Raw genomic sequence first — 13,793 nt, 5'->3', positions numbered from 1 at the left:
ATTTTTAAAAGTTGTTTTAGCTGTGTTGAGGAGCTTGGTACTGATGCCCTAGACTCGACCATAGTATACTGCCATCTATTCATCTGATAAGAGGGATTTTATCATCCAGATATTCATAGCTGGGTGGCCGGCGGCGTTAGAAAGTGGTTGTTGCAATGCTGTAAAACCATAGTGCTGATAGACGGCCACAGCCGTAGCCAGTTCAGTAGAGGTTTCTAGATAAAGCTGTTCATAACCAGCCAGACGGGCTTCCTGGAATATCCGCTTTATCAACCTACTGGAATAACCTTTGCCACGGCTATTTTTAGTGACATACAGTTTTTGTAATTCAGTAATCTTATCAGACACAGGTGCAAAGCCACCACAGCCAACCAGCTGTCCTTCATCTTCCAGAACAAAGTAAGCTGCTCTCTCTTGCTGTTGATAATAGTCGGCCAAATGATCTAGATGAGAATCAAAGTAGACAGTTCCTGGTTTGTCAAGTCCGAATTCTTCTAGGCTAGCTCGAATGAGTTGCGCTACAGCTGGATTATCTCTCACTTCCATTGGCCGTAAGTTCATCATTTGTCCTCCGATAGGATGTATCGACTAATTAAACAATACCTTGTGCAATCATAGCGTTTGCTACGTTTTCGAAGGCAGCGATATTTGCTCCTGCAAGGTAGTCGGTACCAAGTCCGTATGTTTCAGCAGTTGTTTTAGCTGTGTTGAAGATGTTGGTCATGATGTCTTTGAGGCGTCCATCAACTTCTTCACGAGTCCATGAAAGGCGAAGGCTGTTTTGGCTCATTTCAAGCGCTGATACAGCTACACCACCAGCGTTGGCAGCTTTGGCAGGTCCGTAAAGGATTCCGTTTTCTTTGTAGACTTTAATCGCATCAAGGTCACTAGGCATGTTAGCACCTTCAGATACGCAGATAACTCCTTGAGCAACCAAACGTTTAGCTGCTTCGCCGTTGATTTCGTTTTGGGTCGCACATGGAAGAGCGATGTCGTAGTTTCCAGCGTAAGTCCATACAGAACCTTCATGGTAAGTAGCAGTTGCTTTCTCAGCTGCGTACTCAGTCAAACGAGCACGGCGTTTTTCTTTAACATCAACCAAAAGATCGAAGTCGATACCATTTTCATCGATGACATAACCGTTTGAGTCAGATACAGAGATAACAGTCGCACCAAGTTCAGTCGCTTTTTGAAGAGCATATTGAGCTACGTTACCAGAACCTGAAATTACCACTTTCTTACCAGCAAAACTGTTACCATTAGCTTTGAGCATTTCTTCAGTGTAGTAAACCAATCCATAACCAGTTGCTTCTGGACGAATCAAGCTACCACCAAATCCAAGAGGTTTACCAGTCAAGACACCCGCATCAAATTGGTTAAGACGTTTGTATTGTCCGTAAAGGTAACCAATTTCACGTCCACCAACACCGATATCACCAGCTGGGACGTCAAGTGATGGTCCGATGTATTTTTGCAATTCAGTCATGAAGCTTTGGCAGAAGCGCATCACTTCAGCATCAGTCTTCCCTTTAGGATCGAAGTCTGATCCACCTTTACCTCCACCGATTGGAAGTCCAGTCAAGACATTTTTAAAGATTTGTTCGAAGCCAAGGAATTTCAAGATCCCTTGGTTTACAGTTGGGTGGAAACGAAGTCCGCCTTTATATGGTCCAACAGCTGAGTTGAATTGAACACGGTAACCACGGTTGACTTGGACTTTTCCCTCACGGTCCATCCAAGGAACACGGAAAGAAATCACGCGCTCAGGCTCAGTGATACGTGCCAAGATGTTTTCTTCGATATACTCAGGATGTTTTTCAAATACAGGTTCCAAAGTGCTGAAGAATTCTTCAACCGCCTGGAGAAATTCAGCCTCATGCCCGTTACGAGCTTTCACAGTTGCAAACACGCTTTGGATATAGTCTTTAGCAGATGTCATATCGTTCTCCTTTTGTTGTTATATTTTATTACATGAGCCATTATAGCAGAATTTTTTTTGAGTGTAAAGAAAAAAACAGAAATTTTCTAAAAATTCTTTCAATTTACAAAACCGAACGTTTTATATAGAAATTAGTTTCTCAAAGAGAAAATCTGAAAGTATGGTATAATATTAGAAATAAAAGGAATCTGGAGGATCAGAATCATGGTATCAACGAAAACACAAATAGCTGGCTTTGAGTTTGATAATTGCTTGATGAATGCAGCGGGTGTGGCTTGTATGACGATAGAGGAACTAGAAGGGGTCAAAAACTCAGCAGCGGGTACTTTTGTCACGAAGACAGCGACCTTGGACTTTCGTCAGGGCAATCCTGAGCCACGTTATCAGGATGTTCCACTTGGTTCTATCAACTCTATGGGCTTACCAAATAATGGCTTAGACTACTATCTGGACTATCTTTTGGACTTGCAGGAAAAAGAACCAAACCGTACTTTCTTCCTTTCCCTAGTCGGCATGTCTCCAGAAGAAACACATACCATCTTGAAAAAAGTTCAAGAGAGTGAATTCAAAGGACTGACAGAGCTTAATCTCTCTTGTCCAAACGTTCCAGGAAAACCTCAGATTGCCTATGATTTTGAGACAACAGACCGTATCTTGTCAGAGGTATTTGCCTACTTTACCAAACCTCTTGGAATCAAATTGCCGCCTTATTTTGATATTGTTCACTTTGACCAAGCGGCAGCTATTTTCAACAAATATCCGCTCAAGTTTGTCAATTGTGTGAACTCTATCGGGAATGGCCTTTATATCGAAGATGAGTCTGTCGTTATTCGCCCTAAAAATGGCTTCGGTGGGATTGGTGGAGAGTATATCAAACCAACAGCTCTTGCTAATGTCCACGCCTTTTATCAACGCCTCAATCCGCAAATCCAAATCATCGGAACGGGTGGTGTTCTAACGGGTCGTGATGCCTTTGAACATATCCTCTGCGGTGCGAGTATGGTGCAAGTAGGAACGACGCTCCACAAGGAAGGCGTTGGAGCTTTTGAGCGCATTACCAATGAATTGAAAGCAATCATGTCGGAAAAAGGGTATGAGAGATTAGAAGATTTCCGTGGGAAATTGCGCTATATTGGTTAAAGTTACTAAAAAATCAGAAGAAAGGAGAGAAGATGCTAGCCATAGAAGACAGTCAGAAGTTGACTTTATCAAATTTATCTAGCCTGAGCCTATTTACAGGGACAGATCAGGGCCAGTTTGAAGTTATGAAGAGTCAAGTGTTGAAGCAGATTGGTTATGATCCAGCTAACCTCAATTTTGCTTACTTTGATATGAAAGAAGTAGCTTATAAAGACTTAGAGTTGGAGTTGGTCAGTCTCCCTTTCTTTGCGGATGAGAAAATCGTGATATTAGATCATTTTGTCGATATTACAACAGCTAAGAAACGTTTTTTAACAGATGATGAGCTCAAGTCATTTGAGGAATACCTTGATAACCCTTCACCAACAACAAAGTTGTTGATTTTTGCAGAAGGAAAGTTAGATAGTAAAAGACGGCTGGTCAAATTGCTCAAACGAGATGCGACTGTATTTGATGCTATTGAACCCAAGGAACAAGAACTCCGCAAGTATTTCCAAAAATGGAGTCAGACACAAGGTCTGCAGTTTGCAGAAAAGTCTTTTGAAAATCTACTCATCAAGTCTGGTTTTCAATTTAGTGAAATCCAGAAAAATCTCTTTTTTTTACAGTCTTATAAGTCAGATGGCCTGATTGAGGAGAAGGATATTGTCGAGGCTATTCCAAAGACTCTGCAGGACAATATTTTTGATTTGACTCAGCTTATCTTGGGCAAAAAGATCGACCAGGCCCGTGACTTGGTTAGAGATTTGACCTTGCAAGGGGAGGATGAGATCAAGCTCATAGCTGTCATGTTAGGACAGTTTCGAACCTTTACCCAAGTGAAGATTTTATCAGAGGCTGGTCAAACGGAGTCGCAGATTGCAAGCAGTCTGGGAACTTACTTGGGGCGCAATCCTAATCCTTATCAAATCAAGTTTGCATTGAGAGATTCGAGAGGGATTTCCTTGGCATTTCTCAAGCGAGCGATTTCTTATTTGATTGAAACAGACTACCAGATTAAGACAGGTGTCTATGAAAAAGGGTACCTGTTTGAAAAGGCACTTTTGCAGATCGCGGCAGAAGCAAATTGAGCAAAAAACTTGAAAAAAGAGGATGATTGCGTTATCATTTTCATATAGAAAGAAAAAGAGGTATTACAGATGGCTATTATCTTACCAGACCTTCCATACGCATATGACGCTTTGGAACCTTACATCGATGCTGAAACAATGCACTTGCACCATGACAAACACCATCAAACTTATGTCAACAATGCGAATGCAGCTCTTGAAAAACACCCTGAAATCGGTGAAGACCTTGAAGCTTTGCTTGCTGATGTAGAATCTATCCCAGCTGATATCCGTCAAGCACTTATCAACAATGGTGGTGGACACTTGAACCACGCTCTTTTCTGGGAATTGATGACTCCTGAAAAAACAGCTCCATCAGCAGAACTTGCAGCAGCAATCGATGCAACATTTGGTTCATTTGAAGAATTCCAAGCAGCCTTTACAGCAGCAGCTACAACTCGCTTTGGTTCTGGATGGGCATGGTTGGTTGTCAACAAAGAAGGGAAGCTTGAAGTGACTTCAACAGCAAACCAAGACACACCAATCTCAGAAGGTAAAAAACCAATCTTGGGCTTGGACGTTTGGGAGCATGCTTACTACGTGAAATACCGCAACGTGCGTCCTGACTACATCAAAGCTTTCTTCTCAGTGATTAACTGGAACAAAGTAGACGAGCTTTTCGCAGCAGCTAAATAATAAAATGTGGAGGGAAGAGTCACTCTTCTCTTTTTAAGATTTTCAAGCAGAAGTCTGACAGAATCGTCAGACTTTTTTCATTTTTATGAGAAACGTGCTAACTGCTAGAAATTATGGTAAAATAGAGTGTTAAGTAATCGTGGAAAAGGAAGACTATGCGTAAAGAAATTGCACCTGAATTATACAATTATAACAAGTTTCCTGGCCCAGAATTTCAGGTAAATGGGAATAAGGTTGAGACTGAAGGGATTGCTTTTACCTTGGTTGAAAATATCAAGGAGGCTTTCGATGTGACAGTCTTTAATCAGCGCTTTTCAGAAGTGTTGACCAAGTTTGATTATGTCGTGGGGGACTGGAGCAATGAACAGCTTCGCCTTCGCGGTTTTTACAAAGACGAACGTACTGAGGAAAAAATTGAAAAGATCAGTCGCTTACAAGATTATCTTTTGGAGTACTGTAGTTATGGTTGTGCTTATTTTGTCTTAGAAAACCAAGCACCTAAGCGTGCGTCATTTGACAAGAAAATGCGTAAAAAGGAAGAGGAAAACCTTCCTAGAAGAGGAAAGAAACCTTCGCAAAACAAGAGAAAACCAAATGCGGATAAGAGAAATAGACGTCGTCATAAGGACCAAAAGTCTCAGAAAGAGGACAAGGGACAGCGCCATTTTGTCATTCGTCAGAAATAGATAGAGAATAAGGAGAAGAGATGAAACCGTCTATTTATAGTTTAACACGTCAAACCATGCAAGAATGGGTATTAGAACAAGGAGAAAAGAAATTCCGAGCAGATCAAATCTGGGAATGGCTCTACCGTAAACGTGTCCAGTCATTTGAAGAAATGACCAACCTTTCCAAGGATTTGATTGCCAAGCTCAATGAGCAGTTTGTGGTAAATCCATTGAAACAACGCATCGTACAAGAGTCAGCCGACGGTACTGTTAAGTATCTTTTTGAGTTGCCAGATGGTATGTTGATTGAGACAGTACTCATGCGTCAACACTACGGTTTGTCAGTCTGTGTGACCACTCAGGTCGGTTGTAATATCGGTTGTACCTTCTGTGCATCAGGCTTGATTAAGAAGCAACGTGATCTTAATAACGGTGAAATTGTAGCGCAGATCATGCTGGTTCAGAAATATTTTGATGAGCGTGGTCAGGACGAGCGTGTCAGTCATATTGTTGTCATGGGAATTGGTGAACCATTTGATAACTACAACAATGTGTTGAATTTCGTCCGTACCATCAATGATGACAAGGGGATGGCAATCGGTGCTCGTCACATCACTGTTTCTACCTCAGGTTTGGCCCATAAAATTCGTGACTTTGCTAATGAAGGCGTACAGGTCAATCTCGCTGTTTCCCTTCACGCACCCAATAATGAATTGCGTTCAAGCATCATGAAAATTAACCGTGCCTTTCCGATAGAAAAGCTTTTTGCAGCCATTGAGTACTATATCGAAACAACCAATCGCCGTGTGACCTTTGAATACATCATGCTCAATGAAGTCAACGATGGCGTTGAACAAGCCTTGGAGTTGGCTGAGTTGCTCAAAAATATCAAGAAATTGTCTTATGTAAACTTGATTCCCTATAACCCAGTTAGTGAACATGACCAATATAGCCGTAGTCCTAAAGAGCGCGTGATGGCCTTCTACGATACCCTCAAGAAAAAAGGGGTTAACTGTGTTGTCCGTCAGGAACATGGTACAGATATTGATGCAGCTTGTGGACAATTGCGCTCCAATACAATGAAACGTGATCGCCAGAAGGCAGTCGCAGCGGTAAATCCATAAAATGACTAAAAAAAGAGAATTAATCTTAAGATTGGGAGTGGCTGTTTACAGTCTTTGCATTGTCTGTTTTTGTTTTACTCCCCAACCTCAACTTCCTACAGGAGTGGAAACTCCAGGTATTCAAACTTTTGGACGCCTGGTTTTTCTTTTAACTCCTTTAAACTCCCTTTGGAATCTAGGTGAAGTGACCAGTTTGGGACAAGTCCTTTGGATCTTTTTGCAGAACATTTTAAATGTTTTCTTGCTTTTCCCTCTGGTCTTTCAACTCATTTATCTCTGTCCCAACTTGCGGCAAACGAAAAAAATCCTCCTTCTCAGTTTTTTACTGAGCTTGGGAATTGAGTGTACGCAACTGGTCTTAGACTTCTTCTTTGATTTTAATCGCGTCTTTGAGATTGATGATTTGTGGACCAACACCTTGGGAGGCTATCTGGCTTGGCTCCTCTATAAAGGATTGCATAAAAACAAGATAAGGAATTAGAATGAGTATTTTAGAAGTTAAAAATCTGAGTCACGGTTTTGGTGACCGTGCAATTTTTGAAGATGTGTCTTTCCGTCTCCTCAAGGGTGAACACATCGGTTTAGTCGGTGCCAATGGTGAGGGAAAATCAACCTTTATGAGCATCGTGACTGGTAAGATGTTACCAGATGAAGGGAAGGTGGAGTGGTCTAAGTATGTGACTGCTGGCTATCTGGACCAGCACGCTGTGTTAAAAGAAGGTCAAACCGTTCGTGATGTTTTGCGGACAGCCTTCGATGAACTATTCAAGGCAGAAGCTCGCATCAATGACCTCTATATGGAGATGGCGGAAGACGGAGCAGATATTGATGCGCTCATGGAAGAAGTTGGTGAACTCCAAGATCGTTTGGAGAGTCGTGACTTCTATACTTTGGATGCTAAGATTGATGAAGTAGCGCGTGCTCTCGGTGTCATGGACTATGGTATGGATACAGATGTAACAGCCTTATCAGGTGGACAAAGAACCAAGGTTCTTTTGGCCAAACTCCTTCTTGAAAAGCCTGATATCTTGTTACTGGACGAGCCAACCAACTACTTGGATGCTGAACATATTGACTGGCTCAAGCGTTATCTCCAAAACTATGAGAATGCCTTTGTCCTTATTTCGCATGATATTCCTTTCCTCAACGACGTGATCAATATCGTCTACCACGTTGAAAATCAACAGTTGACGCGTTACTCTGGTGACTACTACCAGTTCCAAGAAGTCTATGCTATGAAAAAATCTCAGCTAGAGGCGGCCTACGAACGTCAGCAGAAAGAGATTGCAGACCTCAAGGATTTCGTGGCTCGAAACAAAGCGCGTGTTGCAACGCGTAATATGGCCATGTCCCGTCAAAAGAAACTGGACAAGATGGACATCATCGAACTGCAAAGTGAGAAGCCAAAACCATCCTTTGATTTCAAATCAGCTCGTACGCCAGGGCGCTTTATCTTCCAAGCCAAGGACTTGCAGATTGGTTATGACCGTCCACTTACCAAACCCTTAAACCTCACCTTTGAACGCAATCAAAAGGTTGCTATTATTGGAGCCAATGGTATTGGGAAAACTACTCTCTTGAAGTCTCTTTTGGGAATTATTCCACCAATTGCTGGAGAAATTGAACGCGGTGATTACCTAGAACTCGGTTACTTTGAGCAGGAAGTAGAAGGTGGCAATCGTCAAACACCTCTTGAAGCCGTCTGGAATGCCTTTCCAGCCCTTAATCAAGCAGAAGTCCGTGCAGCCCTTGCTCGTTGTGGCTTGACAACTAAGCACATCGAAAGTCAAATTCAGGTCTTATCAGGTGGTGAACAAGCTAAGGTGCGTTTCTGTCTCTTGATGAACCGTGAAAATAACGTTTTGGTACTTGACGAGCCGACCAACCATTTGGATGTAGATGCCAAGGATGAACTCAAACGTGCTCTCAAAGAATACAAGGGATCTATCCTTATGGTCTGCCACGAACCAGACTTTTATGAAGGTTGGATGGACCAAATTTGGGACTTTAACAAGCTAACTTAAAAATGAGGAAAAAAGAAATACAGTATCGAATGCGGATACTGTATTTTTTAGGTTATTTAGGATTTAAAATCGTAGTCTTTCACCACTTCGATACTATCAATGGTGATAGCAGACGTTGGTTTGTCTTTCTCATCTTTTTCAGCTTTGGCAATCTTGTCAACAACGTCCATACCATCGATGACTTGGCCAAAGACTGGGTGTTTACCATCTAGACTTGGATTTCCACCTTCTTTATAGGCTTCGATGATTTTCTTTGGATACTTGCTGGTAGGGAGTTTAGCTGAAATATCTGTTGAGTTTTGGTTGATGAAGAACTGGCTACCGTTGGTGTTTGGTTGACCAGTGTTAGCCATAGCAAGGGCTCCTCGAATATTGTATAGGTAAGGAGAGATTTCATTTTTAAAACCAGTTCCCTTGTCCTTCGTTTTGTCCTTATCATGCCAGATGGATTGACCACCTGTACCATCTCCCTTAGGATCTCCAGTTTGGACCATAAAGCCATCGATGACACGGTGGAAGGTGATGCCGTTATAGTAGCCTTCTTTGGCGTGAGTAAGGAAGTTTTCAACGGCTAGAGGAGCGAGTTTAGGGAAGAGTTTAATACGAATATCACCCTGACTTGTGTGGAGAACCACTTCGGCTTCATCTTCAGCAACTTCCTTAGAAAGTTGAGGGAAGTTGGCATTTTCATTGGTTAAAGCGTCATTCAAATCTTTGGCAGCCTGAGCAGCTGCTTTAGAACTTTCTTCAGCTGAGATACTAGAGTCAACATAGTCATCGCCACGCAGACTGCGTTGGATACTGCTACATCCAGCTAGGGCAACAGTGGACAGTAAAAGAAGGGTTGCTAGTTTTTTCATTGTTTTCCTCTCAAAAATTCATTTCTATCATTGTACCCTAAAAGGAAGTGGATTTCAAATGTTAGTGACAAGGTAGTTTAAGAGGAAGCCGACCAGAAAGTCGCTTGCTTAGAGATTTTTCTTTGGATGACGGTCGATAATGTCCTGGTACTGTTCCAGTATCTGCTCTCCCTTTAGAGTCAATTTGTAACCACGAATTGAAAAGTAACTTGCTAATTCTTCTCCTGAAAAGTTGTCACGAAGGGATTGGTCCAAATCTGGAGCCTTCATCTTAGAAAGTACTGTAACTCTCCTTACTTTTGAGGATATTCTCTTTCATAGTGGTATTTAGATGATCAAGCGAGTCAAAGACAGTTTCGACAAGAGCATAGCCTTTTTCAACAGGTATTTCTAAATTTTTTGGGGCATCAATGCTATAAGTTTACTTGAAGTATTTAGAAAACCAGTTCTTAAGAAAGCTCGTAAAGAATCACAATTAGTAAACGTTAATTCGAAAGAATTACTATGTTTTAAAAGAGCACATTTTAAACGGATTTTTTCTTTCGGCTTCAATTCCTAATTAATCAATGAACTTAATACTAGGTCTCGAAAAGAATTATGCTTCCTCTTTCTGTCTGAGTTCAAAGAGGGCTTCTACTTTCAGATTAAAAACTTGAGCAATTTTAAGAGCCATTTCCAGCGAAGGATTGTAACGGTTATTTTCCAAGTGCAGAATTGTCTCGCGTCGCATGCCGATGAGGTCGGCTAACTCCTGCTGGGTCATGCCTGTGGACTCACGAACAGATTTGAGATTAGTAATAATCTTGCTTTCTTTGGCCATGCTTATCCTCTCCGTTCCAAGATAAGATAGACAACCGCAAAGATGCAAATCAAGACAGCTATGCTAATAAAGATTTGGCCCATGTAAAGAGTGAGAGCCCCCATATACCCAGTGATAACTGCTAGGATCATCAGTGCGCCTAGTATAAAAACAAACATCAAGCTAGCTGCCTTGGCTAAATTAGCATAAAAGCGTTCGTCCGGAGTTTCCTTGATATTTTTCAAACAGAAAAAACCAAATACAATCACTTCAATAACGAGGCCAATTCCCAAAACCCATTCTTTAATACCAGAACTTTCGCTTGGGGTCGAAACCCAAATCCCTACTGTATAAAAAATGCTTGCTGCAAACAAAAGTATCGTGTAAAGCTTAGCAGACAAGTCAAAAATAATCTTTCCCTTACCTTTCTGACTCTTATGAGGCCATGGTTTCATATGTAGCCAGCCCCAAATAGCTACAATCTGCCCTAACACTGAAATACCAGCAATAACAAACTTGGGTCCCCAACTAAGATTAGAACCAAATAAAACAGTAAAATCAATAAAGAGAGCTGCGGAAATCATTGTAATAAGGCCACGCATTTTTTGACTTTTTTTCATGATAGTCTCCTTTCCTTATGTTAGAAATATTTAACAATCTTTATGTTATAAATATATCACACTTCAATTTGGAAAGCAAGAATTTATGTGTCAATGAGGCAATTATTTGAAAAAATTTTTTAATAAAAGCCTTCGCTAGTCAAACAACTAAAGAATTCTTTGAAGCAATGCATCGGATTTGGTTTGAATAGTTTCGTTAATAATATTTGATGATAAAGAATTTTTGGAAAATCTAGACACTGTATGAATCTCTACTTTTTTTCTTAGGCTTTTATAAAGTCTGTCAGAATAGGCTTTGTAGGTGTAGAAGTTAATTTTTACAGAAGTGAAGTAAGCATTCAATACGAATCAATACATAAGAAAAACTCTGATTTCAAGCGTTTTTTCTTTTTTCAATTTTAATACATTTCACTATATTTCAGTCCAATCTCTACCTTCTTATCTATACTTTGATGGAGCTGAAGTTGACATCTACAAAGTTTAATGTTAAAATTCATTCAAAAATATATTTGAATGAGGTGTTTTATGATTCAAAATGTTGTTACTTCAATAATCCTGTATTCTGGGACAGCCGTAGACTTACTTATTATCCTAATGTTATTTTTTGCCAAAAGAAAAAGCAGAAAAGACATCATTAACATCTATTTAGGACAATTTCTAGGCTCTGTTAGTCTAATATTGCTAAGTTTACTTTTTGCATTTGTCTTAAATTATATTCCTAGTAAAGAGATTTTAGGTTTGCTCGGTTTGATTCCAATTTTCCTAGGGCTCAAAGTTTTGCTTTTAGGAGATTCTGATGGAGAAGCTATTGCAAAAGATGGTTTGCGCAAAGATAATAAAAACCTGATTTTTCTAGTCGCTATGATTACTTTTGCAAGTTGTGGTGCTGACAATATTGGTGTTTTTGTCCCATATTTTATTACCTTAAATTTAGCGAATTTGATAGTGGCTTTACTTACCTTTCTAGTCATGATTTATCTCTTGGTTTTTTCTGCCCAAAAATTGGCACAAGTCCCTTCTGTTGGAGAAACTTTGGAAAAATATAGCAGATGGTTTATTGCCGTTGTTTATTTAGGATTGGGGGTGTATATCCTGATTGAAAACAACAGCTTTGACATGCTAAGGACTGTGTTCGGCTAGGAGAAAAAATTATGAAAAAAGATAGTATCTGCCAAGTGAATATTATAAATCAACAAAATGTTACAACCGCAACGAACTACCTTGAAAAGGAAAAAGTCCAAAAATCACTTCGCATTTTATCAAAATTTACCGATAATAAACAGATAAATATCATCTTTTATCTCCTTGCCGTCGAAGAACTCTGTGTCTGCGAGATAGCCTGTTTACTAAATCTCAGTATGGCATCTGCCTCCCACCATCTTCGTAAACTAGCCAATCAAAACATCTTGGACACTAGAAGAGAGGGGAAAATTATATATTATTTTATAAAAGATGAGGAAATCAGAGATTTTTTTAATCAACTAGGATAACAACTATTTTTACTACTTTCTACTTTTCCATGATTATAGGGGGATTATATATGAAATTTTTTGAAGAAAATTATTCACAAGAAATACCTACTCGTATCAAAAATTTAAGAAAAAAATACAATATTACACAAAGCGAACTAGGCAATGCAGCTCAAGTTAGCCAAGTTGAAAAGGGAGGAATTTGAAAGAAAATGTATCTTTGATAGTAGTCATTTATTGTGAAATATGATATATTTATTAATTAGATGGCTGAATATTTCTAAAGTTAAATAAAATATGACAGATACATGTTTTTTAGTGTATCTTGTTTGTACTCAAAGTATGAAATGAATATCTAATATTTAAGATTAATAAATATTATACGATGAGATATAATGCTACAAAATGAAAGGTGATGTAATCTGATGAAGAAAGATAGATTAATTGCATTGACAGATGCGGTTCTAGCAATTATAATGACTATCCTAATCTTAGAATTAGAAAAACCAACGACACCAAATCTTCAAGCTTTTTGGGATTTACGGCAAAATTTCTTTGCTTATTTTCTTTCCTTTTTCTGGTTAGGATCGTTATGGATGGCACTAAACACACTATGGGAAAAGGTTGAGAAAATTTCCCCACAAATTGTTTGGTGGAATTTGTTTCTTTTATTTTTTGTTTCATTTATGCCCTATGCTACTGGAATCGTTAGTAGTCATTTCATGAACCATACGGCACAACTCTTTTATGGACTGATCGTTATTGTTTCAACGGTAGCAAACTGGTTTTTACATAAAGTAATTGATAAACCCAATATAGATCAGAAAGAATTACTTGAAGCTACCGCACAATATAGAAAGTTATTGATACCTGACCTAATAATTAAAGGAGTGGGATTGATTCTATCCTTAATTCTCTATCCTCCGATTATGATGTATAGTGTTTTAATTGCGGCATTTTACATCATAACTTTAAAAACACTATCTGAAAAAAGAGTGAATAACTAAAAAACGGTGACCAAAGTTAGGTGTATTATTTTAATGATTACAGACCTAAACTATTCCCCTATTTAGAATCTATTAATTCATATTTTATAAATTAATTAGTAGATATCGTTCTTAAAATCCTTGATATTTCGCTGTTTTTAGTCCAACTGAAACGCATACTTTCCAAACCAGATTTTAAGAAAGCTCGTAAAGCTAGGTAGTTTTCTAAACGTTAAAAACTAGCTACAATACAGCATTTACAACACTTCATGGTTCACACCATGGGGTGTTTTTGATGATTTTAAGCAAAATTCACACCATTTAATTGAAAGTTATTTAAATTAGATAAAAATTTGTTTTCTGAAAAAGTGGGAAAACATTGATTTTAAGCGAATTTTGAATCATATTCGAATGGGAGT

Annotated in this window: 16 protein-coding genes and 1 pseudogene; 11 read left to right on the top strand and 6 right to left on the bottom strand. The window is 39.2% G+C overall.

Translation table 11 applies throughout. The features are described 5' to 3' along the window. Window positions 1-75: 75 nt before the first annotated feature. Both D8862_RS02340 and gdhA read right to left on the bottom strand, forming a co-directional pair. The gene (locus tag D8862_RS02340) at window positions 76-561 is read right to left on the bottom strand and encodes a GNAT family N-acetyltransferase (RefSeq protein WP_095726479.1); all 486 of its coding nucleotides are present in this window, start codon (window positions 559-561) and stop codon (window positions 76-78) included. A 31-nt stretch (window positions 562-592) separates the two neighbouring features. Continuing rightward, complete coding sequence (gdhA, locus tag D8862_RS02335; RefSeq protein ID WP_125448545.1) at window positions 593-1,939, bottom strand: NADP-specific glutamate dehydrogenase; 1,347 nt, start codon at window positions 1,937-1,939, stop codon at window positions 593-595. Window positions 1,940-2,143: 204 nt separating this feature from the next. Here gdhA and D8862_RS02330 point away from each other — a divergent pair, with 204 nt between their 5' ends. The 7 genes from D8862_RS02330 to D8862_RS02300 all read left to right on the top strand — a co-directional run bounded on the left by D8862_RS02330 (window position 2,144) and on the right by D8862_RS02300 (window position 8,640). Further along, entirely contained in the window at window positions 2,144-3,079 is a 936-nt protein-coding gene (locus D8862_RS02330) for a dihydroorotate oxidase (RefSeq protein ID WP_125448544.1), read from the top strand. A 32-nt stretch (window positions 3,080-3,111) separates the two neighbouring features. Continuing rightward, window positions 3,112-4,149 (top strand): DNA polymerase III subunit delta, encoded by a 1,038-nt coding sequence (holA, locus tag D8862_RS02325; protein WP_125448543.1) that lies wholly within the window; start codon window positions 3,112-3,114, stop codon window positions 4,147-4,149. Window positions 4,150-4,218: 69 nt separating this feature from the next. Continuing rightward, the gene (gene sodA / locus D8862_RS02320) at window positions 4,219-4,824 is read left to right on the top strand and encodes a superoxide dismutase SodA (RefSeq protein WP_125448542.1); all 606 of its coding nucleotides are present in this window, start codon (window positions 4,219-4,221) and stop codon (window positions 4,822-4,824) included. A gap of 155 nt (window positions 4,825-4,979) precedes the next feature. After that, window positions 4,980-5,510 carry a YutD family protein gene (locus D8862_RS02315; protein WP_125448541.1) on the top strand — a complete coding sequence of 177 codons (531 nt, stop codon included), beginning with the start codon at window positions 4,980-4,982 and terminating at the stop codon, window positions 5,508-5,510. Between the two features lie 20 nt (window positions 5,511-5,530). Further along, window positions 5,531-6,616 (top strand): dual-specificity RNA methyltransferase RlmN, encoded by a 1,086-nt coding sequence (gene rlmN / locus D8862_RS02310; protein ID WP_000804768.1) that lies wholly within the window; start codon window positions 5,531-5,533, stop codon window positions 6,614-6,616. Between the two features lies 1 nt (window position 6,617). Then, the gene (locus D8862_RS02305; protein WP_125448540.1) at window positions 6,618-7,097 is read left to right on the top strand and encodes a VanZ family protein; all 480 of its coding nucleotides are present in this window, start codon (window positions 6,618-6,620) and stop codon (window positions 7,095-7,097) included. Between the two features lies 1 nt (window position 7,098). Further along, complete coding sequence (locus D8862_RS02300; RefSeq protein WP_125448539.1) at window positions 7,099-8,640, top strand: ABC-F family ATP-binding cassette domain-containing protein; 1,542 nt, start codon at window positions 7,099-7,101, stop codon at window positions 8,638-8,640. 56 nt (window positions 8,641-8,696) lie between these two features. Here D8862_RS02300 and D8862_RS02295 read toward each other — a convergent pair whose 3' ends face one another. The 4 genes from D8862_RS02295 to D8862_RS02280 form a co-directional block, all read right to left on the bottom strand. Further along, window positions 8,697-9,500: a peptidylprolyl isomerase gene (locus D8862_RS02295; protein WP_000731909.1), complete on the bottom strand. Its 804-nt coding sequence runs from the start codon at window positions 9,498-9,500 to the stop codon at window positions 8,697-8,699. 108 nt (window positions 9,501-9,608) lie between these two features. Further along, the gene (locus tag D8862_RS02290) at window positions 9,609-9,770 is read right to left on the bottom strand and encodes a hypothetical protein (RefSeq protein ID WP_125448538.1); all 162 of its coding nucleotides are present in this window, start codon (window positions 9,768-9,770) and stop codon (window positions 9,609-9,611) included. Between the two features lie 325 nt (window positions 9,771-10,095). Continuing rightward, on the bottom strand, window positions 10,096-10,320 hold the full coding sequence (locus tag D8862_RS02285) for a helix-turn-helix transcriptional regulator (protein ID WP_125448537.1): 225 nt from the start codon (window positions 10,318-10,320) through the stop codon (window positions 10,096-10,098). 2 nt (window positions 10,321-10,322) lie between these two features. Further along, the gene (locus tag D8862_RS02280; RefSeq protein WP_125448536.1) at window positions 10,323-10,919 is read right to left on the bottom strand and encodes a hypothetical protein; all 597 of its coding nucleotides are present in this window, start codon (window positions 10,917-10,919) and stop codon (window positions 10,323-10,325) included. A 525-nt stretch (window positions 10,920-11,444) separates the two neighbouring features. Here D8862_RS02280 and D8862_RS02275 point away from each other — a divergent pair. The 4 genes and pseudogenes from D8862_RS02275 (at window position 11,445) to D8862_RS02260 (ending at window position 13,395) form a co-directional block, all read left to right on the top strand. Next, window positions 11,445-12,059 carry a CadD family cadmium resistance transporter gene (locus tag D8862_RS02275; RefSeq protein WP_312023003.1) on the top strand — a complete coding sequence of 205 codons (615 nt, stop codon included), beginning with the start codon at window positions 11,445-11,447 and terminating at the stop codon, window positions 12,057-12,059. A gap of 11 nt (window positions 12,060-12,070) precedes the next feature. Beyond that, on the top strand, window positions 12,071-12,409 hold the full coding sequence (cadX, locus tag D8862_RS02270) for a Cd(II)/Zn(II)-sensing metalloregulatory transcriptional regulator CadX (protein WP_125448534.1): 339 nt from the start codon (window positions 12,071-12,073) through the stop codon (window positions 12,407-12,409). Window positions 12,410-12,459: 50 nt separating this feature from the next. Next, window positions 12,460-12,585: pseudogene (locus D8862_RS09665) on the top strand (helix-turn-helix domain-containing protein); the annotation flags it as partial. A 228-nt stretch (window positions 12,586-12,813) separates the two neighbouring features. Continuing rightward, window positions 12,814-13,395, top strand: coding sequence for a TMEM175 family protein (locus tag D8862_RS02260; protein ID WP_125448533.1), 582 nt, complete (start codon window positions 12,814-12,816; stop codon window positions 13,393-13,395). The last annotated feature ends 398 nt before the right edge of the window (window positions 13,396-13,793 follow it).

Source organism: Streptococcus oralis, assembly GCF_003942585.1.
Classification (GTDB): domain Bacteria; phylum Bacillota; class Bacilli; order Lactobacillales; family Streptococcaceae; genus Streptococcus; species Streptococcus oralis_BE.
This window is presented reverse-complemented; position numbering and strand designations above follow the sequence as displayed.

Excerpts from the sequence above, each read along its gene's own strand:
- D8862_RS02285 (WP_125448537.1), bottom strand. The coding sequence starts at position 10,320 with ATGGCCAAAGAAAGCAAGATTATTACTAATCTCAAATCTGTTCGTGAG.
- D8862_RS02295 (WP_000731909.1), bottom strand. The coding sequence starts at position 9,500 with ATGAAAAAACTAGCAACCCTTCTTTTACTGTCCACTGTTGCCCTAGCT.
- cadX (WP_125448534.1), top strand. The coding sequence starts at position 12,071 with ATGAAAAAAGATAGTATCTGCCAAGTGAATATTATAAATCAACAAAAT.
- D8862_RS02305 (WP_125448540.1), top strand. The coding sequence starts at position 6,618 with ATGACTAAAAAAAGAGAATTAATCTTAAGATTGGGAGTGGCTGTTTAC.
- D8862_RS02340 (WP_095726479.1), bottom strand. The coding sequence starts at position 561 with ATGAACTTACGGCCAATGGAAGTGAGAGATAATCCAGCTGTAGCGCAA.
- gdhA (WP_125448545.1), bottom strand. The coding sequence starts at position 1,939 with ATGACATCTGCTAAAGACTATATCCAAAGCGTGTTTGCAACTGTGAAA.
- D8862_RS02330 (WP_125448544.1), top strand. The coding sequence starts at position 2,144 with ATGGTATCAACGAAAACACAAATAGCTGGCTTTGAGTTTGATAATTGC.
- D8862_RS02315 (WP_125448541.1), top strand. The coding sequence starts at position 4,980 with ATGCGTAAAGAAATTGCACCTGAATTATACAATTATAACAAGTTTCCT.
- D8862_RS02275 (WP_312023003.1), top strand. The coding sequence starts at position 11,445 with ATGATTCAAAATGTTGTTACTTCAATAATCCTGTATTCTGGGACAGCC.
- D8862_RS02260 (WP_125448533.1), top strand. The coding sequence starts at position 12,814 with ATGAAGAAAGATAGATTAATTGCATTGACAGATGCGGTTCTAGCAATT.
- D8862_RS02280 (WP_125448536.1), bottom strand. The coding sequence starts at position 10,919 with ATGAAAAAAAGTCAAAAAATGCGTGGCCTTATTACAATGATTTCCGCA.
- holA (WP_125448543.1), top strand. The coding sequence starts at position 3,112 with ATGCTAGCCATAGAAGACAGTCAGAAGTTGACTTTATCAAATTTATCT.
- D8862_RS02290 (WP_125448538.1), bottom strand. The coding sequence starts at position 9,770 with ATGAAGGCTCCAGATTTGGACCAATCCCTTCGTGACAACTTTTCAGGA.
- sodA (WP_125448542.1), top strand. The coding sequence starts at position 4,219 with ATGGCTATTATCTTACCAGACCTTCCATACGCATATGACGCTTTGGAA.
- D8862_RS02300 (WP_125448539.1), top strand. The coding sequence starts at position 7,099 with ATGAGTATTTTAGAAGTTAAAAATCTGAGTCACGGTTTTGGTGACCGT.
- rlmN (WP_000804768.1), top strand. The coding sequence starts at position 5,531 with ATGAAACCGTCTATTTATAGTTTAACACGTCAAACCATGCAAGAATGG.